Genomic DNA, 19,494 nt, shown 5'->3' with positions numbered 1-19,494 from the left:
TCTTATACAATACGTTTGAGCCCGAAGGATGACTCAGTGACGAAAACGCCCGATTTTTTTGACTTCTCCCTTCTCTCCAGGGATGATATCGCTCGGCTCCTGAATCAATTTAATATCCGCCTGACTGTCGACGAAGCACTTACCATACAAAACGACTTTTTAAAACGCCCCCCTACTTATGCAGAATGTATCTTATGGTCCATCCAGGGTTCGGAACATTGCTCTTATAAAAGCAGTAGAAAACACCTGAAACAATTTGTCACTGACGGCCCCCATGTCATTCTAGGTCCAAAAGAAGATGCCGGTATTATCTCCGTCGCCGCCGATAAGCAAGGCAAACGCTATGGCATTGTGATGAGTCATGAATCACATAATCATCCCTCTCAACTCGTTCCCTATGAAGGTGCTGCAACCGGAGTGGGAGGTAATGTACGGGATGTATGCTGTATGGGCGCTGAAGTCATTGCTGTGGCCGACAGTCTTCGATTTGGAGCCATCGACCGGGCGAAAACCAAATGGATTCAGGAAGGTGTAGTGCGGGGAATAGCCGGCTATGCCAATCCCTTAGGGATCCCGAATCTCGCAGGTGATGTCGCTTATGACGAAGGTTATAATGAAAATTGCCTGGTGACCCTGGTGACTTTAGGTGTGGTGCGCGAGGATCAGATCATTCATTCATACGCCCCTGCTGACGCAAAAGACTACGTGTTTATCCTGGTTGGAAAGCCGACGGATAACAGTGGCTTTGGCGGCGCTGCATTTGCATCATCGACTTTAGACAGCGAACAGGAAAACGAGAATAAAGGCGCGGTACAAGAGCCTAATGCTTTTTTACAGCGCCATATTCTGAAAGCCAATTATGCTATGTTTGAACAGTTGAGAAATGATAATCTGATTTCTCATGTCGGATTTAAAGATCTGGGAGCAGGCGGAATTGCCTGTGCCAGTGTTGAGCTGGCTGATGCCGCCGGTTTCGGTGCTGAAATTGATCTTGAAAAAGTACCTACGAGTATACCTGATTTACTGCCGGCAGTTATCTTGTGCTCCGAAACACAGGAACGATTTATGTGGGTAGTTCCCAGTTCTCTTGCTGACCGATTTCTGCAACATTACAATGTCCGGTTCGCTTTGCCCGATATTTGCGACGGTGCTCAGGCAACCATCATAGGAAGACTGCGTTCAGATGATCAGTATATTGTTACACATAACGAGAAGACAATCGTTCAGGCTAAGGCCGGAGACATCACCCAGGGGATCCTTTACTCAAGACCCTGGGAAAAAAAACAACGCGAATTCGATAGTTCTGAAATCACCCCGCCATCTGACTTTAATGCCGCGCTGATTCAGCTATTAACGCATGAAAATATCGCATCCCGGGAGCCTGTTTATGAAACTTACGACAAACAGGTTCAGGGCCGCACCTGGCTGGAACGTGGCGAGGCGGCCGCAGGTGTTTTGACCCCGTTTAACGAAGATAAATACCCGGTTGAAATCCGTAAAACAGGCGTTGCCCTTTCAGTGGCTCAAAACCCTGCCTATTGTAAAATTGATGCCTACTGGGGAGCGGTCAATGCCGTTGTGGAAGCCGCGCGCAACATCGTTGCAACGGGTGCCTGGCCTGTCGCTCTGACCGATTGCCTATGCTTTGGCAATCCCGAAAAACCGGAACAAATGGCAGAACTTATTGACGCTATACAAGGTATTGTTGATGCTTCAAAGGCAATCCCGGTTATTGATTACCCCCAGTTCAGCCTGCCGATTATTTCGGGAAATGTATCGCTTTACAACGAATCAACCAGAAGCTCTATTCCAGCCAGTCCAATTATCAGTTGCGCAGGTGCCATGCCTGATGCTGGCAAGGCTTTAACACATTTCTTCCAGCAAGCCGGTTCCATTCTGATTATGGTAGGTGCACGGCGTGACGAATGCGGAGGCAGTGTTTACTATCAAACACAGCACAAGCTGGGTAATCGTTTACCCAAACCTGATCTGGAAAAAATTGGGCAGGAATTTATTGCAGTCTATCAGGCTATTCAGCAGAGCCTGATCCTCTCGGCATCAGCAATTTCCCGAGGCGGCATCGCCATCGCACTGGCACAAATGAGCTTTAGATTTGGCATCGGTGCTGATGTAAATTTAACAGATTCCCTCGCCGCCGATAAATTACTGTTTGGAGAAACCGGTGGTTTTATCCTGGAAGTATCTCCTGATGCTCTTGAAGCTTTTCTTAATTTATTTGCCGAATATCAGGTGAATCCTCAGGTGATCGGTAAAACTACCCAGGCTTCCTGCTTAAAAATTAATTCCCTGATCAATATGGCTGTCGAAGACGCTCGTTCGGCCTGGACTAATGGTTTACGCAAAAGGCTTTTATCATGACAAGCATCGATTATAAAACAGCAGGTGTGGATGTAGAGGCAGGTAATCAGGCCGTTAAGCGTATCAAAAATGCAGTTGAAAGTACTTTTTCCAAACAGGTTTTAACCGGTATCGGTAATTTCGCCTCCATGTACGATTTAAAATCTCTGTTGGAACAGTATAAACATCCTGTGTTGGTACAAAGCATCGATGGCGTAGGAACCAAAATGATGGTCGCCAGAATGATGCAAAAATTTGACACTATCGGTATGGATTTGGTGAGCGCTACTGCCAACGACATAATTGTTTTAGGCGCCAAACCGCTGACCTTGCTCGATTATATTGCAAATGACAAATTAAACCCATTAATAATTGAGGATATTATCAAAGGCATGGTGAGTGCCTGCCGTGATAATGATATTTCACTGGTCGGTGGGGAGATGGCAGAAATGCCGGGAACCTATTGCCCAGGCGAGCTTGATCTTGTGGGCATTATTACGGGCGTTGTAGAAAAAGACAAAGCGATTTTAGGACAAACTATCAGTGAAGGCGATATTGTTGCCTGTTTTGCCTCAAGCGGGCTTCATACGAATGGCTATACTCTGGCCAGGAAATTATTTTTTGATGTCGCCGCCTATGATGTGAACTCTCATTTTCAGGATTTTGATCAAAGCCTTGGCGAAGAGCTGCTGACTCCACATATCAACTACACCAAACCCATTCTGCATCTGCTTGCTAATAATATGCCCATAAAAGGAATGGCGCATATTACTGGTGGCGGCTTGCTTGAGAATCTTCCACGGGTATTGCCGGCTGGCTGTGCTGCGCAAATAAACAAAAATAAGATTCCCCAACTACCCCTGTTCAATCTGCTGCGACGCCTTAGCCGTTTAGATGATCAAGAGCTCTATCGCACGTTCAACATGGGTGCGGGAATGGTTTTGGTTTTTGCTCCTGAAGCCCAAACAGCCATTTGCGAAACCTTAAAGGCATTTCCTGATTTCCCCCTGTACGAGATCGGACGTATAACTCACGGTAACAGAGAGGTCACTCTATTATGATCCGCATCGGCCTGATTCAATTCCCTGGTTCAAACTGTGAACGGGAAACTGCTCTCGCAATCAAACGGGCCAAAATGGAGCCTGTAGAATTTTTGTGGAATGAACCGCTGCATAAGCTGGAAACCCTGGATGGTTATGTATTAATAGGCGGCTTTTCCTACGAAGATCGTTCGCGGGCAGGAATTATCGCAGCACTTGATCCTGTTTTAAATGACCTTAAAAAACAAAGTTTAAAAGGAAAGCCAGTTTTAGGTATTTGTAATGGCGCACAAATTCTCGTCGAATCAGGCATGATCCCTGGCTATGGGGAGGTCGCTCTTACTGAGAATAAACGCATCCAGGAAGGTAAAATTCTTGGCACAGGGTTCTATAACAGCTGGGTCAACATGCGTTTGGCCGATAATTATCAACACAATGTCTTTACCCGTTTCCTCAATTCCAAAACAATCATTCATCTACCGGTTGCTCATGCTGAAGGCCGGTTTATCATGCCCGAATCCTTATTACAACATTTACAGGAAAATGGCTTATGCCTTTTCCGCTACTGTAATGAACAGGGACAAATCATCGATAATTTCCCGATTAATCCCAACGGCTCCCTGTACAATATTGCCGCTATTTCCAATGAAGCAGGTAATGTGATGGCAATGATGCCTCATCCCGAAAGAACAGAAAATGGCGATGCAATTTTTCATTCAATGCGTGAATATATCAGCGAAGGCTGTAAACCTGACGCAAGCTATAGCAAGCGGCCTGTTCCTGAAATTTTCATTCAAGCTTATCAGCCTCAAACAGGCTCTAAAGAATATCTAATCCAGCTGAATATCACAGATAATGAAGCTCTTACTGTTCAAAAAACCCTCGAAAAAATGGGGTTTCCCGTCAAAGTCAGACGCTTTGATCATTGGGAAATACTTAGCGAATCGCCCAGTCAGCTCGAGCGCGTCGAATCAAGTGGTGTTTTATTTTGCGAACGGAAAGAACAAATTTATAAACCTGCGTCCTATACTGAACAAAATAATAGTTTCTCCTGTCTGGTACGAACTAAAGACGATTTGACAGGTCAGCAAGCCAAACAAACGCTCAATGCTCATCATGATATAGATACAGAACTGGGGATAAGGCATGGAGTAGTCTGGCAGTTTCATAGCGATACACTGCCTGTCAGTCAGTTTGTTAAAGATATTTTATCAACTAACATAATAGGGAACCGGTATGCTCACGAATACTTCAACTATGACTTCCCGCTATTTGGAAGAGATACGCGCTGAACAAGCTTATCTTCTGGATCAGACTAACCTGCCAGTAGGTAAGAAGTACACAGGGAAGGTCAGAGATTCTTATGATTTGGGTGAATATCTTTTATTGATTACCACCGATCGACTGACCGCTTTCGACAGACCTCTCGCTCTTATCCCCTGCAAAGGTCAAGTACTCAATCTAACCAGTGCCTGGTGGTTTGAGCAAACCAAAGACATCGTTCCCAACCATCTCGTCGCCATTCCGGATCCCAATGCAGTCATTGCGAAAAAATGCCAGGTCTTTCCAATCGAATTTGTAATGCGAGGCTATATTACTGGCACTACCGATACCTCTCTCTGGACTCAATACAACAAAGGAGTCCGAAATTATTGCGGTATATCCTTTCCAGAAGGTCTTAAAAAGAATCAGATACTGGAGGAACCCGTTCTAACTCCGACCACCAAGGAAAAAATTCATGATAGACCAATTTCTCCCGAGGAGATTATTTCCGAAGGCTGGATGAAAGAAGAACACTGGCATCAGGCCAGCGTTTTAGCAAAGAAATTATATGCAAGAGGCGTTGAAATTGCGCGCAAACATGGATTAATACTGGTTGATACTAAATATGAATTTGGCCTGGATTCTTCAGGCAAGGTCATTGTAGTGGATGAAATTCATACCCCGGATTCAAGTCGTTACTGGTTGGGTAATACCTACGAGCAACGTATCGCCGAGGGTCTGGAACCGGAAAACATTGATAAGGAATTTTTGCGTCTGTGGTTTGCCAAAAACTGCGATCCTTATAAAGATAATGATTTGCCAAAAGCGCCGCAGGAATTAGTCGAGCAGCTGTCTCTACGATACATCCAATTGTATGAAATGATCACTGGCCGCCCATTTGAGTTCCAAAAACATCATGAAACAGCAGAAAAACGCATATTGCATAATATCGCTGATTATATAAGGTAGTCGATTATGTGTGGGATTGTCGGAATTATCAGCCAGGAACCCGTAGCCAACGAGTTGTTTGACAGCCTGATTCACCTGCAGCATCGCGGCCAGGATGCGGCGGGAATTTTAACCTGCGACGAGCGTTTCTATTCACGCCAGGGTTTAGGCCTGGTTCGTGAGATTTTTAATCAGAAAAATGTCAGCAGTCTCCTTGGAAACATTGGCATTGGGCATACCCGCTATCCCACAGCGGGTGGTTACACCAATACCGACATCCAGCCTCTCTGGATTGGCAGCCCGCGCGGCATAGCCATGGCACACAATGGAAATCTCACTAATTACCAGGAATTAGCCGAGCAAATCCGGTTTAAACAAAAACGCCATCTTAATTCATCACTGGATTCGGAAGTACTTCTGCTCACACTGGCAGATCAGTTAGCCAATTCATATTTTGACGAAGATGATGAGCGCTTTTTTGAAGTACTTTGCAGAGCGGTGGAATTTATTTCCTATTATGTGAAAGGCGCTTATTCCATTGTTAGCGTCGTCATTGGAAAGGGGCTGGTTTGTTTCCGAGACCCTCATGGCATCCGGCCTCTTGTCTGGGGTTCTCGTGAGGGTTTGTTCGGCAAAACCGATTACATCTTTGCTTCTGAGACCACACCGTTTTATGCGCTGGGTTTTAAAGAGGAAGGCGATGTTTTGCCGGGAGAGGTTGTTTATGTCAGCCAATCGGGGCAGATGTTTCGCCGTGTTATCAATAAAAGAGAAACAGAATTCAGGCCCTGCGTTTTTGAATATGTCTATTTCTCCCGACCCGACGCAACAATAAATCATATCAATGTTTACCGCGCCCGTTTAAGAATGGGCCAAAATTTATGTAAGCAATGGAAGGCCCAATACCCTGATATTATTCCTGATGTAGTCGTGCCGGTTCCCTTTACCGCGAACACAGCCGCATTGTCTTTCGCCCGTGAGATGGGCGTTCGCTATACCGAGGCACTTTATAAAAATCCTTTTATTGGCCGCACATTCATTATGCCCAATGTACAAGCACGCAAACGCAATATTCGCTACAAGCTAACCCCTTTGCGAACCGAAATACAAAATAAATCGGTACTTATAGTTGACGATAGTATTGTCCGTGGCGCTACTTCTCGTGAAATTGTAAAAATGATAAAAGAAATGGGGGCAAAGAAAATTTATCTGGTGTCCACTTGCCCTCCGATTAAATATCCCTGCTTTTATGGTATTGACATTCCCAGTTCACAGGAGCTAATAGCATCCAATAAATCTGAAGAAGAAATAGCGAATGAAATCGGTGTGGATATTTTACTGTATCAATCCTCTGAAGATTTAATAGAGGCGGTCACCAGACGCGGTGATCACAACATCAAAAAACCCTGTATGTCCTGTATGGATGGTGAATACTTTTGCAAATCCATTACACCGGAAAAAATAAAAGCGCTTGAATTACAACGGGCTAAGGATAAGGCGAAGAAGTGAGCAGGAGAGAGTTAGGAAATCATCGTAATGATATGGGTCCATATCATTACAATAACTCCTTAACTTAATGGCAGTTGCGCTCTCCCAGCTTGGAAGAGGGAATTTTTCTGAGAAAAGAAAACATTGTTATAAATATCAAAAAATAGGAAAAAATTGCTGTGAAAATTCTGATTATCGGTTCAGGTGCCCGTGAGCACGCCATTATTAGAGCCTTGCATCGCTCGCCCCAACAACCTTTAATTTATTGCATTGGTTCTTCTGTCAATGCCGGCATCAAGGAGTTGACAGAAGACTATCTGGCAGGCGATATAACTGATTGCGGCCAGGTTGCTCATCAGGCACATGAATGGGCCATTGATCTATGCATCATTGGACCAGAGGCTCCTTTGGAAATGGGACTTGCCGATGCACTCTGGCAAATAGGCATTGCGACCATTGGCCCTAAAAAAAGTCTGGCCCGTATTGAAACCAGCAAAGAGTTCGCAAGAAACCTGATGCAAAAATACAATATCCCGGGTTTGCCCGTTTACAAAACATTTAACTCAATGACAGGTATAGAGTCCTTTCTTGATTCCTTAAACAATAATTATGTGATCAAAGCCAACGGGCTGATGGGTGGTAAGGGGGTCAAGCTTTTTGGAGAGCATCTTCATTCAAAAGAAGAAGCGCTGTTCTTCTGTGAAGAAATTCTCGCTAAAAAACAGTCCATTCTGATTGAAGAAAAACTGGAAGGCCAGGAATTTTCATTTATGTGCTTTGCAGACGGTGTCCGCTTGTTCCCGATGCCGCTGGTTCAAGATCATAAGCGAGCCTTTGCAGGTGACGAAGGCCCCAATACCGGCGGAATGGGAAGCTATTCTGATGCCAATCACAGTCTGCCCTTTCTATCAAAAAATGAAGTTCAAACCGCTCTGGCTATTAATAATGCGGTATACCATGCATTAACATTAGAATGCCAGGATAAATACATTGGCTTTTTGTACGGGAGCTTTATTGCGACAGCAGAAGGGGTTTACGTGATTGAATTCAATGCGCGCATGGGCGATCCTGAGGCTTTAAACGTTTTATCCATCCTTGAAAGTGATTTTGTAACGCTTTGTGCCGCAATGGTTACAGGCCGACTGGATCTGACTGATATTCATTTTGCTAATAAAGCGACTGTTTGCAAATATGCGGTACCTGAAGGTTATCCGGATAAGCCTTTAAATAATTTTGAAATTGATATTCGTCCGGTCACCAATCTCGATAATCTTTATCTCGGCGCTGTAAATCAGCTCAATAATCGAATGGTGGCTACAGGCTCCCGAACAGCAGCCTATGTAGGGATCGCAAATACCATCTATCAGGCAGAAGTTCTTGCCGAGGATGAAATTTCACGAGTAGGCGGGTCACTCTACCATCGCAAGGATATCGGAACTGCGGCCTTGATTGAACAGCGTATCAGTCACATGCAAAGGTTGAAAGCTCAATGATAAATCTCGCAGTCCTCGGTTCAACAAGGGGCAGCAATCTGTCACCTCTTCTCGCTGCCAGTAGAGATGGCAGCATGAACGCACAAATCAGATTGGTTTTTAGTAATAAACCTGATGCTCTGATTCTTCAAAAAGCGAAGGAGAATGGCATTCAAACTTATTTTTTAAGCCCGGCTGGAATGAGTCGTGAAACCTATGATGAGCAAATATCGGATCTATTGCAATCCCATTCCATTGATTTGATCGTTTTAACTGGTTACATGCGAATTTTATCGGCTAAATTTGTAAGAACATGGCCTAACCAAATTATTAATGTACATCCTTCCCTGTTACCTGATTTTTCGGGTTTAATGGATCTGGAAGTACACAAGGCAGTTCTTGCCGCAGGTAAGCGCTTTTCTGGATGCACTGTCCACTATGTCAGCGAAGAAGTGGATGAAGGGCCAATTATTTGTCAGCTCAAATGTCCCGTGCTTCCCTATGATACGCCTGAATTATTGAAAACCAGGCTGCAGGCATTGGAAGCAAAAGCATTAATAAAGGCGATCAATGCACATGCATTAAATATCCAGGCAGAGTGTTTATAGAACATGTCTTACCCACGCGGGTAGGCATTGTTGCGCAAATAGAACCAGGCAACTAAGCTGCCGTCTTTGCGAACGAAGTGAATCAATCCAGATCAACCCTTGAGCGGGGTTATGAGCTGGATTGCTTCGCTAACGCTCGCAAAGACAGCTTTTTCAGACCTTTTCTCTTTATGCAACAATGCCGTGTGGGAGTGACATCGTTTAATAAGCTCTCTGCTAAAATTGAATTTTAACAATTAAAAAAGGATCGATATGTCAACTCCACTAGTTGCTGTTCTTATGGGCTCAAAATCGGACTGGACAATTATGGAAGAAGCCAGCAAAACACTTGAAACCTTGCTTATACCGCATGAAGTCCGCGCGCTCTCCGCACACCGTACTCCAGATGCTTTATTCAGCTACCTTAAAGAAGCCGAGGAAAGTGGTGTGGAGGTATTTATTGCTGCGGCCGGAGGAGCGGCCCATTTACCCGGGGTGGTCGCTTCCAAAACATTATTGCCGGTTTTAGGTGTGCCTATGCCCTCATCCACCTTCACAGACGGCCTTGACGCCCTGCTTTCTATTGTCCAAATGCCAGCGGGTATTCCGGTAGGTACATTAGCGGTGGGTAAAGCCGGAGCAGTCAATGCGGCCATCCTGGCGGCGTCAATTCTGGGAAATAAATACCCGGAATATCGAAAAGCGGTTCAGAAGCACAGAGATGAACAAGCGCGAAAAGTGTTGGATAACTCAATCATTCGTTAATTCATCAGCCCGGTTGCAAAACAACCGGGCTCTTGATTATCCATTTGTTGTTTCATCATCTGAATAAGGCAGGATTGTTACCCCGGTTCCAATTGTCATGAATTGCTCGTTCAGCCATTTGGCTGCACTTGGAAATACTCGTACGCAGCCATGACTTGAGTTGCCATAAGGCACTTCATATCCAGCATGAATTGTAAACCCGCGATAGAAGTACATACAGTAAGGCATTTTTGCCCCGCCGGTTGTTTCCACTGGATACTCGCCAGAGAGACAATTAATGCCTCGTTTGTTATAAACGCGGAATGTACCAGTGACTGTACGGCAAGGCTGGCCGACATCTTCACAGAAGTCCTTACCCCCAGAAGCAGCCCCAGTCATAACCCGATTGCCCTCTTCATCATAAGCGGCCCAGGCATAGGCTTTCGGGTCGAAAATGAATTGCTTTCTGCCTGTAGCCGCCGCTTTCATGGGAAAATGATCGCGTCCTCGTTTGTCTTTAGTATAGTGAATCGTATGGTGCACTTTTCCGGCATCATCCGTAATATAGGTTGACTCATCGAATTCAACACAGCCGGTCAAACCCACGGAGCAGGCCAGACCTAGCCAAAACAACTTATTCATATTCAGAAATCTCCACACAGGATTCAATTATCAATGTTTTAAACGACGGTATTTGATTCTCGAAGGACGATTGGCCTCATCACCAAGACGCCGCTTCCTGTCAGCCTCGTAATCGCTGTAATTACCTTCAACAAAGACTACCTGAGAATCCCCCTCAAAAGCCATTAAATGCGTACAAATGCGATCCAGGAACCAGCGATCATGGGAAATAACAATGGCACAACCAGGGAAGTTCAGGATAGCTTCCTCAAGAGAACGCAGGGTTTCAACATCCAAATCGTTACTGGGTTCGTCCAGAAGCAGGACATTACCGCCGCTTTTCAATAATTTGGCCAGATGAACCCGATTTCGTTCTCCACCAGATAGCTGAGATAAGCGCTTCTGTTGATCAGTGCCTTTGAAATTAAAACGCCCCACATAGGCACGAGAAGGCATTTGGAAAGATCCAACCTGCATGATATCCAAACCATCTGAAATTTCTTCCCATACGGTCTTGCTGTCATCCAAATGATCGCGGAACTGATCCACATGCGCAAGATTTACCGTTTCACCAATACGGATCTCACCGTCGTCAGGCCGTTCTTGTCCAGTCACCATTTTAAGAAATGTCGATTTACCCGCTCCGTTAGGACCAATAATGCCAAGAATACCGCCTTTGGGCAGTTGAAAACTTAAATTATCAATCAGCAGACGATCGCCATAGGCTTTAGAAATGTTATTCGCTTCAATGACCAGATCACCCAAACGATCACCAGGTGGAATATAAAGCTCGTTGGTTTCATTACGCTTTTGAAATTCTCTGGAGCGCATTTCTTCATAACGGGCGAGTCTTGCCTTACTTTTGGCATGTCTCCCCTTGGGTGACGTTCTGACCCATTCAAGCTCCGCTTTCAATGCACGCTCGTGGCCCGCCTGCTGTTTTTCTTCCATTGCCAGTCGAGCCTCTTTCTGCTCAAGCCAGGCGCTGTAATTTCCTTTATAAGGGATACCCTCTCCTCTGTCGAGTTCAAGGATCCATTCAGCCGCATTGTCGAGAAAATAACGATCATGGGTAACAGCAACTACGGTTCCCGGGAATTCTTCCAGGTAGCGCTCAAGCCAGGCGACACTCTCAGCATCCAGATGGTTGGTAGGCTCATCCAGTAATAACATATCGGGACTGGAAAGCAATAACCTGCAGAGCGCTACACGTCGACGCTCACCTCCCGAAAGATTCTGGATTTTGGCATCCCAATCAGGCAAACGCAGGGCGTCCGCTGCAATTTCCAGCTTTCTATCCAGGTCCCAACCTCCGCAGGCCTCAATTTCATCTTGCAGCGCGCCTTGCTTCTCGAGAAGACTATTCATCTCCTCATCACTCATTGGCTCTGCAAAACGCATGCTGATCTCATCAAACTGAGACAGTTTATCTTTGATAGAGGCAACCCCTTCCTCAACAACCGCCTTGACGGTTTTTTCAGGATCCAGTTCAGGTTCCTGAGCCAGATAACCAATGCGGATCCCCGGTTGCGGCCTTGCTTCTCCATCAAAATTCTGGTCCACACCAGCCATGATTTTTAATAAGGTGGATTTACCCGAGCCATTTAAACCCAGTACACCAATTTTGGCACCGGGATAAAAGCTAAGGGAGATATCTTTGAGAATGGCTCGTTGATTATCTACAATTTTACTGACCCGATTCATTGTAAAAATATATTGCGACATTGTGCTCTCGTTATTATCAATTCAACTTATGACCAATCCAGAATAACTTTTCCTGACTGCCCTGAAGCCATTATCTGGAAAGCATCCTGATAAGCATCTACAGGGAAATGATGGGTTATAACCGGAGAAATATTCAGGCCGCTTTGCAACATGGCTATCATCTTATACCAGGTTTCAAACATTTCACGTCCATAGATCCCCTTGATCACCAGACCTTTGAAAATTACCTGATTCCAGTCAATGGCTGTTTCCTGAGGAGGAATCCCCAGCATTGCCACATGACCGCCATGGTTCATCACTTTCATCATGTCATTCAATGCCATGGGATTCCCTGACATTTCAAGCCCCACATCAAAACCCTCCTGCATGCCCAACTCTTCCATTACATCCTTAATGGAACGGTATTTTACGTTCACCGCAGCGGTAGCACCCATTTTACGGGCCAGCTCAAGACGGTGATCATTAACGTCAGTAATCACCACATGCCTTGCGCCGATATGGCGCACAATAGCCACAGCCATAATTCCAATAGGACCGGCACCGGTAATCAGCACATCCTCCCCTACGACATCAAAGGCAAGGGCACAATGCGTCGCATTGCCGAAAGGATCGAGAATAGAGGCCTGATCAGCACTTATATCATCCGGTAAAACCAGCACATTGCTGGCCGGCATTGACAGATATTCAGCAAAGCAACCCGGACGATTCACCCCAACACCGAGGGTATTGCGGCAGAGATGGCGCTTACCAGCCCGGCAATTACGGCACATGCCACAGGTTATATGTCCCTCTCCGGATACTCTTTGTCCTGGTTTTAAACCTTGAACTTCCCGCCCTACTTCAACAATTTCGCCATAAAACTCGTGGCCTATCGTCATTGGAACCGGAATAGTCGCCTGCGCCCAATCGTCCCAGGAATAAATATGGATATCAGTTCCGCAAATCGCAGTTTTATGGATTTTAATTAAAACGTCATTTACACCGTATTCTGGAACAGGAACATCCTGCATCCATATGCCAGGTTCGCGCTTGGCTTTTACCAGTGATTTCATAGTTCTCCCATCGATTTGTCTTTATTTTTAAAATCCTCTCTCCCCTCCGGGGAGAGAGTTAGAGAGAGGGGTTAAAATCAACTCTCACCCTAGCCCTCTCCCAACTTCGAGAGAGGGGTTTGCTCTTTATTTAATGACTCCAAGCTGTTTTCCGACCTTGGCAAAAGCTTCTACAGCTCGATCCAAATGATGAGTCTCATGAGCTGCTGACATTTGCGTTCTGATGCGGGCCTTGCCTTTTGGTACAACCGGAAAAGAGAAACCAATGACATAGATTCCTTCAGCCAATAATAAATCTGCCATTTTTCCAGCGAGCGCGGCATCCCCAAGCATTACAGGAATGATTGGATGTTCGCCAGGAACCAGATCGAAACCAAGCGCGGTCATTGCCTTACGGAAATATTGACCATTTTGTTTTACCTTATTCGCCAATTCATTACTTCGCTCCAATTGCTCAAGAACCGCAATAGAAGAATGAGCGATTACCGGGGCCAGAGTATTTGAGAATAAATAAGGTCTTGAACGCTGTCTTAACCAATCAATGATTACTGCATTTGAAGAAGTATAGCCCCCTGAAGCACCTCCAAGCGCTTTTCCAAGCGTGCCGGTAATGATGTCAATGCGATCAGCCACGCCGCAATACTCAGGAGTGCCTCGTCCGGTTTCCCCCATGAATCCCACCGCATGAGAGTCATCCACCATGACCATGGCATCGTATTTTTCCGCAAGCTCGCAAATAGCAGGAAGATTGGCAATAATACCATCCATAGAGAAAACCCCATCTGTCGCAATTAACCTGAAACGGGCATTTTTTGCGGCAATCAGCTGTTGCTCCAAATCCTTCATATCATTGTTGGCATAGCGATAACGGCTCGCCTTGCATAAGCGGACGCCGTCGATAATGCTGGCATGATTTAATGCATCGCTGATAATTGCGTCGTCTTCTCCGAGCAGCGTTTCAAATAAACCTGTATTTGCATCAAAACAGGATGAGTAAAGAATGGTATCTTCCATTCCGAGAAACTCACTGATTTTCCCTTCCAGCATCTTATGAGGCGTTTGCGTTCCGCAAATGAAACGTACAGAGGCCATTCCGTATCCATAGGTTTGCAGGGCTTTTTGTCCCTCTGCAATCAGCGCGGGGCTATTTGCCAGACCGAGATAGTTATTTGCGCAAAGATTAATGACCTCTTTGCCATTCACTTCGATAGCTGCTTGCTGCTGACTACTAATGATTCGCTCGGACTTATATAAACCTTCTTTTTTCAGGTTATTTATTTCGGAATGCAAATGATCCAAAAATCGCTCAAGCACGCTGTTCTCCCAGATTTAAAAAACTGATGCAATCATAACAAATTCTCTCTTTGTTCACTAGAAGCGAAGAAAATCGATGCAACGCTCGAGGATTCAGCAAAAAAAGAATGAATTATTATGCGGATAATAATCGCGCGCGCTGGTAAATCTTGCTAAAATGCCAGTAACGTTTTAACCTAGGAGCTTCTGAAATTTCAGGCGCGGCATTGTATCACGCCAAATCTCAGCAAGGCCGAAGTCACTTAAGTAGATGGTAAGATTCAATGATTAGTCAAAACGCTCGAATAAATATGGTCAAACAGCAATTAAGAACAGGTGATGTCTTAAATGAAAACATCCTGGCTCTGTATGACAAATTTCCTCGTCATGAATTTGTACCTAAAAATATGCAGGAATTTGCCTACTCCGATATGCAAATCCCACTGCCTCATGGTCAGCGCATGCTCACGCCGCTCGAAGAGGGCAAAATTTTACAGACTTTAAAGCTGAGTGGAAATGAAACTGTTCTTGAAGTCGGAACAGGCACCGGTTTCTTCAGCGCCCTGCTAAGCCAGCTCAGTAAAAAAGTAATTTCAATTGATTACTATGCAGAATTTACCAATATGGCCCAAAAGAATCTGCAAACGCATCATGTGACTAATGTCGAGTTAATCACCGGCGATGCGAGCCGCGGCTGGCTGGATAAAGCGCCCTATGAAGTGATTGTATTCACAGGCGCTATTGAAAAAATCACTGAAACATTACGTCTTCAGCTTCTGCCGGGTGGGAAATTAATTACTATCGTGGGCAGAGAGCCGGTAATGCAATGCCAGTTACATACTCTTGATCATAATAATCAATGGCATGAAACCTTCCTGTTTGATACTAATATCCCCCCTTTGGTCGACAGATTAAAACCCAAAGAATTTGTTTTCTAGGACTTGCTCAATGAAAAAAACGCTTCTAAGCTGTCTTTTGAGTGTGGGTTTATGCACAATATCCTATTCTGCTGATTTGATGGATATTTATCATCAGGCATTGGAAAATGATCCGATTTTTAAAGAAGCCTACAGCACTTACATGTCCAGTAACGAAGCGCTTCCTCAGGCACGTGCAGCGCTCTACCCTCAGTTGACAACGACAGCTCAGGTTGCGAGAAATGTGGAAGATGTAAGAAGCCAAAGCGCGAGCGTCGAGCAAACCTACAACAGTAATCAATGGCAGGTCACTGCGTCTCAGGCGGTATTTAATTATCAGGCCTGGGCCAAGGTTCAGCAGGCTAAAGCATCCGTTAAAGCGGCACAGGCAACTTTTAATAATTCAGCCCAGGATTTGATCCTGCGTACAGCTAAAGCTTATTTTGATGTACTGTTAGCCAAAGATACGCTTAACTTTGCTGAAGCTAAAAAACGGGCCAACAAAAGGCAGCTTGATCAGGCAGAGCAGCGGTTCAAGGTAGGTCTGGACGCGATCACTTCGGTCTATGAGGCCAAGGCAGCTTACGATCAGTCAGTGGCGGAAGTGATCAGTGCGCGAAATAATCAGATTAACCAAAATGAAAATTTACGCAAGCTGACTAACCATGTTTATGACTATCTGGCTCCCTTACGTGACAGCCGTATCCCATTAATTAAACCCGAACCGGATAATGTGAACGAATGGATCGATCTGGGTCTGAACCAGAATTATAATCTCTTTGCTGCCAAGTATAATCTGCTATCGGCACGAGAGAATATCAAAGCTCAGGCTGCGGGCAATTGGCCAACTCTTACCATTCAGGGGAACAGCGGTCAGACACATAATTCAGCCGGGAATGGATCCTTTTTCATTCCATCACGGCAGAGCAATTCAAATGTTGCGCTGGCCTTGAATTTCCCTGCTTTTCAAGGTGGTTTGGTTCAATCTCAAACTCGTCAGGCACAGTTTGATTTTCAATCAGCCAGTGAACAACTGGAAAGAACTTATCGCGATGTAGAAGTTAATAGCCGTATTGCATTTAACACGATTATCGATGGCATCAGTAAGGTAAAGGCGGACCGGCAAACGGTAATTTCAACCCAGAATTCTCTGGAAAGTACTGAAGCACAATTTCAGGTGGGAACCCGTACAATGGTTGACGTAGTAAATGCACAGCAACGTCTGTTTGAGGCGCAGCGGCAGCTCGCCAGTGACCAGTATGATTTGATAAACGCTTTACTGAATTTAAAATACCTTGCTGGTACTTTGAACGCCAACGACATTGAGGAAGTTAATGCCTGGCTCGCTACTACGCGAATAAGCACATTCCCTCCTAACCCGGGGCCAGTTCGACGCCATCCTTAGTTTGGAAGCATTAAGCTTTATTTAATAACTATACTTCGCCAGGCTACGATGCGCTTATCCTTCAACAAAACTTGAATTTAGGTTGTATATTATTATGTCATCGACACCCACATTTATCGAAAAAAAGCTCTTACATTACACTGGTAAGGCAATTGCAGACTTCAATATGATTCAGCGCGGCGATCGAGTCATGGTATGTTTATCAGGTGGTAAAGATTCTTTCACCTTATTAACTTTACTGCACAGTTTAAAACGCCGTTCAAATCATAAATTTGATCTTTTCGCCTTTACACTCGACCAGGCCCAGCCGGGCTGGGATGATCGGGCGCTGCATGCCTGGCTGCAAGAAAAAGATATTCCCTATGAAATTTTAACCCGCGATACTTACAGCATAGTCAAAGAGAAAATACCAGAAGGCAAAACTTACTGCTCTCTTTGCTCAAGACTAAGACGGGGGATTATTTATCGCTATGCCGAAGAGAATGGCTTTACTAAAATTGCTTTGGGCCATCACCGCGATGATTTGATTCGCAGCTTAATGATGTCCATATTGTACAATGGCGATATACGTTCCATGCCGCCAAAGCTTTTGAGTGATAATAAGAAACATATTGTCATAAGACCCTTAGCCTATGTTCAGGAAAAAGATATCATGACCTTTGCCAATGAGCAGGCTTTCCCTATTATCCCCTGCACGCTTTGCGGCTCTCAGGAAAACCTGGCTCGAAAGAAAATAGGCAAATTGATTGATCAGCTTGCTGAGGAAAACCCTAAAATTCCCAGCAACATGTTACACGCCCTGCAAAGCGTTAAACCCAGCCAACTCATGGATCAGGATTTATGGCAATTCAAGAATCTTGAATCGGAACTATTAACAGCCCATTCAACAGGAGAAGCCGTGATTGATGAGGAAGCGATCGCTGAGTTGGAGACTGTTTAAACTTCAAATTCTGTTTATTCCGAGGAAACAGCGAAGCTCTCGAAAGGAACTGTGTGATTCCCGGGCAGGCGGGAATCTATTTACTCTCCCGCACTGTGCCAAATCATCGATGGATTTCCGCCTGCGCGGAAATGACAGAGGCTTATATGCAAATGGATTTGCAACTTAATTTCGTGTGATAAGTCTCAAAGGATTGGTACTCGTAGCGGCTTCTCTCCCCTCACCTAGCGACTTAAGTCATTCTCAACTCCATACTCAATCCCCGTCTCTAAAAACTGATTCGCTGAATCCCATACTGAATAGAAAAAGCTATAGATAGAATCAGAAACTGACCAGATCTTTGCGCGCCTGGCAAAACTATTGAGAAGCACCTGATCCTGTTCTAATAACTCCAATACAGGCGACTGATACAAACTCGCCATAAAAGTCTCGACATCAAATACCGCCGTACCTACCAAAAGAAGCTCAGAGTCATTATATAACCCAAGCATCAGCGAATCTAAATTGACCAATTGCTTATTTTCATGTGTTTGCAACTGTCTGACACAGCTGCGAATTATTTGCTGGTAAAACGGGCAATTCTGCTCTTCACGTAATAACCATAACATAAGACGATAGTAAGCAATTTTTACATCTGCCTCGGAGATGCTGCATTGCAAATTCCAAAAGCCCTCAATAATCTCAAATCTGGTATCAGACGGTAAATCACTGGCTTTCAGTTGGGAGAACAGTGTGGCCATTTTCAAAATATCTCTATTTCCAGTGGCATTCTCAACTTCAGGCCAGAGTTGTCGGATACGCTGGTCACGTTTGAGGTGTACAGCCATTGTCCTGTAGAATTCAAAAGTATCCTCATCCTCATTAATCAGAAGTTGATTTACATTCTCAGAGGCCAGCGACACTCCATTAATTTCAATATCCATTAAGTTATTACTTTGAATTACAACTCTGGTTATCATGGAGAGACACATCTTATCCATTCGACAATTAAACAAACAGAGCTTTTGAATCCTTGCATTTTCAGACAACATTTCTGCAAGTTTTCCTCCTGACTTCATGTGAAAATTTGTATACCTGAATTCCAGATCCCTAATGGTATTTGAACTTTTAAAAAAAGCGGTTAAATCAATAATACTTTGTTCACTCAGAGAACCCAGAATTACTTTTTTCAGATTTCGAGAGTTTTTAATCACTCGAATTATGGCCAAGGCTGTCTCATGTTCAATAGTGGGTTGACCTTGTAAGGCCAGCGTAGTGAGCTGGGGAGATCTTTTTTCAAGGCATCGGAGACTATTAGCATTAACGATGTCACCCGTCAGATGCAGCTCAGTATTTTTTCTGGTAAAAAACTCAGCAAGCTCAGCAAATAAATCATCATTAATAGAACAGTTCTCAATAATGAGCGAATTAATATTGGGATCATTGTTCAAAATATTTGCAAGCAGTCTAGTATGAGTTTTCGTAAGATAAAGTTGAGATAATTTAATCTGAGTGCCAGACTTAATCAGTAACTCCTGAAAATCGCTTAGAGATAACAACTGCATGAAGGAACCAGGTATGTAAAGCAGCGCCTAACCTCTCAAACACAAAAAATTATGTCAAGTTAAGAAATATTTCTTTTTTGTAAAGAAAGGGGTTAAC

The 19,494-nt window shown here is 44.5% G+C and carries 16 protein-coding genes; 11 read left to right on the top strand and 5 right to left on the bottom strand.

Going from position 1 to position 19,494, the window contains the following annotated elements; genetic code table 11:
• Nucleotides 1-36 precede the first annotated feature (36 nt).
• From purL to purE, 8 genes are all read left to right on the top strand, one after another.
• Nucleotides 37-2,379, top strand: a complete 2,343-nt coding sequence (purL, locus tag DYH61_RS05515) for a phosphoribosylformylglycinamidine synthase subunit PurL (protein WP_058508696.1) — start codon at nucleotides 37-39, stop codon at nucleotides 2,377-2,379.
• Complete coding sequence (purM, locus tag DYH61_RS05510) at nucleotides 2,376-3,419, top strand: phosphoribosylformylglycinamidine cyclo-ligase (protein WP_058508695.1); 1,044 nt, start codon at nucleotides 2,376-2,378, stop codon at nucleotides 3,417-3,419. Before purL ends, purM begins: the two co-directional genes overlap by 4 nt.
• Nucleotides 3,416-4,690 (top strand): phosphoribosylformylglycinamidine synthase I, encoded by a 1,275-nt coding sequence (purQ, locus tag DYH61_RS05505; RefSeq protein WP_058508694.1) that lies wholly within the window; start codon nucleotides 3,416-3,418, stop codon nucleotides 4,688-4,690. The genes purM and purQ overlap by 4 nt, the downstream gene beginning before the upstream one ends.
• Entirely contained in the window at nucleotides 4,635-5,630 is a 996-nt protein-coding gene (locus tag DYH61_RS05500; RefSeq protein ID WP_058508693.1) for a phosphoribosylaminoimidazolesuccinocarboxamide synthase, read from the top strand. The genes purQ and DYH61_RS05500 overlap by 56 nt, the downstream gene beginning before the upstream one ends.
• Before the next feature lie 6 nt (nucleotides 5,631-5,636).
• On the top strand, nucleotides 5,637-7,118 hold the full coding sequence (gene purF, locus DYH61_RS05495; protein WP_058508692.1) for an amidophosphoribosyltransferase: 1,482 nt from the start codon (nucleotides 5,637-5,639) through the stop codon (nucleotides 7,116-7,118).
• Between the two features lie 158 nt (nucleotides 7,119-7,276).
• Nucleotides 7,277-8,590, top strand: a complete 1,314-nt coding sequence (purD, locus tag DYH61_RS05490) for a phosphoribosylamine--glycine ligase (protein WP_058508691.1) — start codon at nucleotides 7,277-7,279, stop codon at nucleotides 8,588-8,590.
• A complete protein-coding gene (purN, locus tag DYH61_RS05485) occupies nucleotides 8,587-9,177 on the top strand; it encodes a phosphoribosylglycinamide formyltransferase (RefSeq protein WP_058508690.1) in 591 nt (196 codons plus the stop codon). Before purD ends, purN begins: the two co-directional genes overlap by 4 nt.
• 252 nt (nucleotides 9,178-9,429) lie before the next feature.
• The gene (gene purE / locus DYH61_RS05480; protein ID WP_058508689.1) at nucleotides 9,430-9,921 is read left to right on the top strand and encodes a 5-(carboxyamino)imidazole ribonucleotide mutase; all 492 of its coding nucleotides are present in this window, start codon (nucleotides 9,430-9,432) and stop codon (nucleotides 9,919-9,921) included.
• A gap of 36 nt (nucleotides 9,922-9,957) precedes the next feature.
• Here the strand turns inward: purE and DYH61_RS05475 are convergent, their stop codons facing one another.
• The 4 genes from DYH61_RS05475 to DYH61_RS05460 all read right to left on the bottom strand — a co-directional run bounded on the left by DYH61_RS05475 (nucleotide 9,958) and on the right by DYH61_RS05460 (nucleotide 14,612).
• A complete protein-coding gene (locus tag DYH61_RS05475; protein ID WP_058508688.1) occupies nucleotides 9,958-10,542 on the bottom strand; it encodes a L,D-transpeptidase in 585 nt (194 codons plus the stop codon).
• 30 nt (nucleotides 10,543-10,572) lie between these two features.
• Nucleotides 10,573-12,246, bottom strand: a complete 1,674-nt coding sequence (gene ettA / locus DYH61_RS05470; RefSeq protein WP_058508687.1) for an energy-dependent translational throttle protein EttA — start codon at nucleotides 12,244-12,246, stop codon at nucleotides 10,573-10,575.
• A 26-nt stretch (nucleotides 12,247-12,272) separates the two neighbouring features.
• Entirely contained in the window at nucleotides 12,273-13,298 is a 1,026-nt protein-coding gene (tdh, locus tag DYH61_RS05465) for an L-threonine 3-dehydrogenase (RefSeq protein WP_058508686.1), read from the bottom strand.
• 126 nt (nucleotides 13,299-13,424) lie between these two features.
• Nucleotides 13,425-14,612: a glycine C-acetyltransferase gene (locus DYH61_RS05460; RefSeq protein WP_058508685.1), complete on the bottom strand. Its 1,188-nt coding sequence runs from the start codon at nucleotides 14,610-14,612 to the stop codon at nucleotides 13,425-13,427.
• Between the two features lie 263 nt (nucleotides 14,613-14,875).
• On the opposite strand from DYH61_RS05460, the gene DYH61_RS05455 reads away from it, so the two are divergent.
• The 3 genes from DYH61_RS05455 to ttcA all read left to right on the top strand — a co-directional run bounded on the left by DYH61_RS05455 (nucleotide 14,876) and on the right by ttcA (nucleotide 17,853).
• Nucleotides 14,876-15,529: a protein-L-isoaspartate O-methyltransferase family protein gene (locus DYH61_RS05455; protein WP_058508684.1), complete on the top strand. Its 654-nt coding sequence runs from the start codon at nucleotides 14,876-14,878 to the stop codon at nucleotides 15,527-15,529.
• 10 nt (nucleotides 15,530-15,539) lie between these two features.
• Nucleotides 15,540-16,913 (top strand): TolC family outer membrane protein, encoded by a 1,374-nt coding sequence (locus tag DYH61_RS05450; RefSeq protein ID WP_058508683.1) that lies wholly within the window; start codon nucleotides 15,540-15,542, stop codon nucleotides 16,911-16,913.
• Nucleotides 16,914-17,007: 94 nt separating this feature from the next.
• On the top strand, nucleotides 17,008-17,853 hold the full coding sequence (ttcA, locus tag DYH61_RS05445) for a tRNA 2-thiocytidine(32) synthetase TtcA (RefSeq protein ID WP_058508682.1): 846 nt from the start codon (nucleotides 17,008-17,010) through the stop codon (nucleotides 17,851-17,853).
• A 224-nt stretch (nucleotides 17,854-18,077) separates the two neighbouring features.
• On the opposite strand, the gene DYH61_RS05440 is transcribed toward ttcA, so the two are convergent.
• The gene (locus tag DYH61_RS05440; RefSeq protein WP_058508681.1) at nucleotides 18,078-19,397 is read right to left on the bottom strand and encodes a leucine-rich repeat domain-containing protein; all 1,320 of its coding nucleotides are present in this window, start codon (nucleotides 19,395-19,397) and stop codon (nucleotides 18,078-18,080) included.
• Between the last annotated feature and the right edge of the window lie 97 nt (nucleotides 19,398-19,494).

The sequence above is a fragment of the Legionella quinlivanii genome (genome assembly GCF_900461555.1).
In the GTDB taxonomy this organism is placed as follows: domain Bacteria; phylum Pseudomonadota; class Gammaproteobacteria; order Legionellales; family Legionellaceae; genus Legionella_C; species Legionella_C quinlivanii.
The sequence above is the reverse complement of the archived record's forward strand: the minus strand, read 5'-3'. Positions and strand labels throughout refer to the sequence as shown.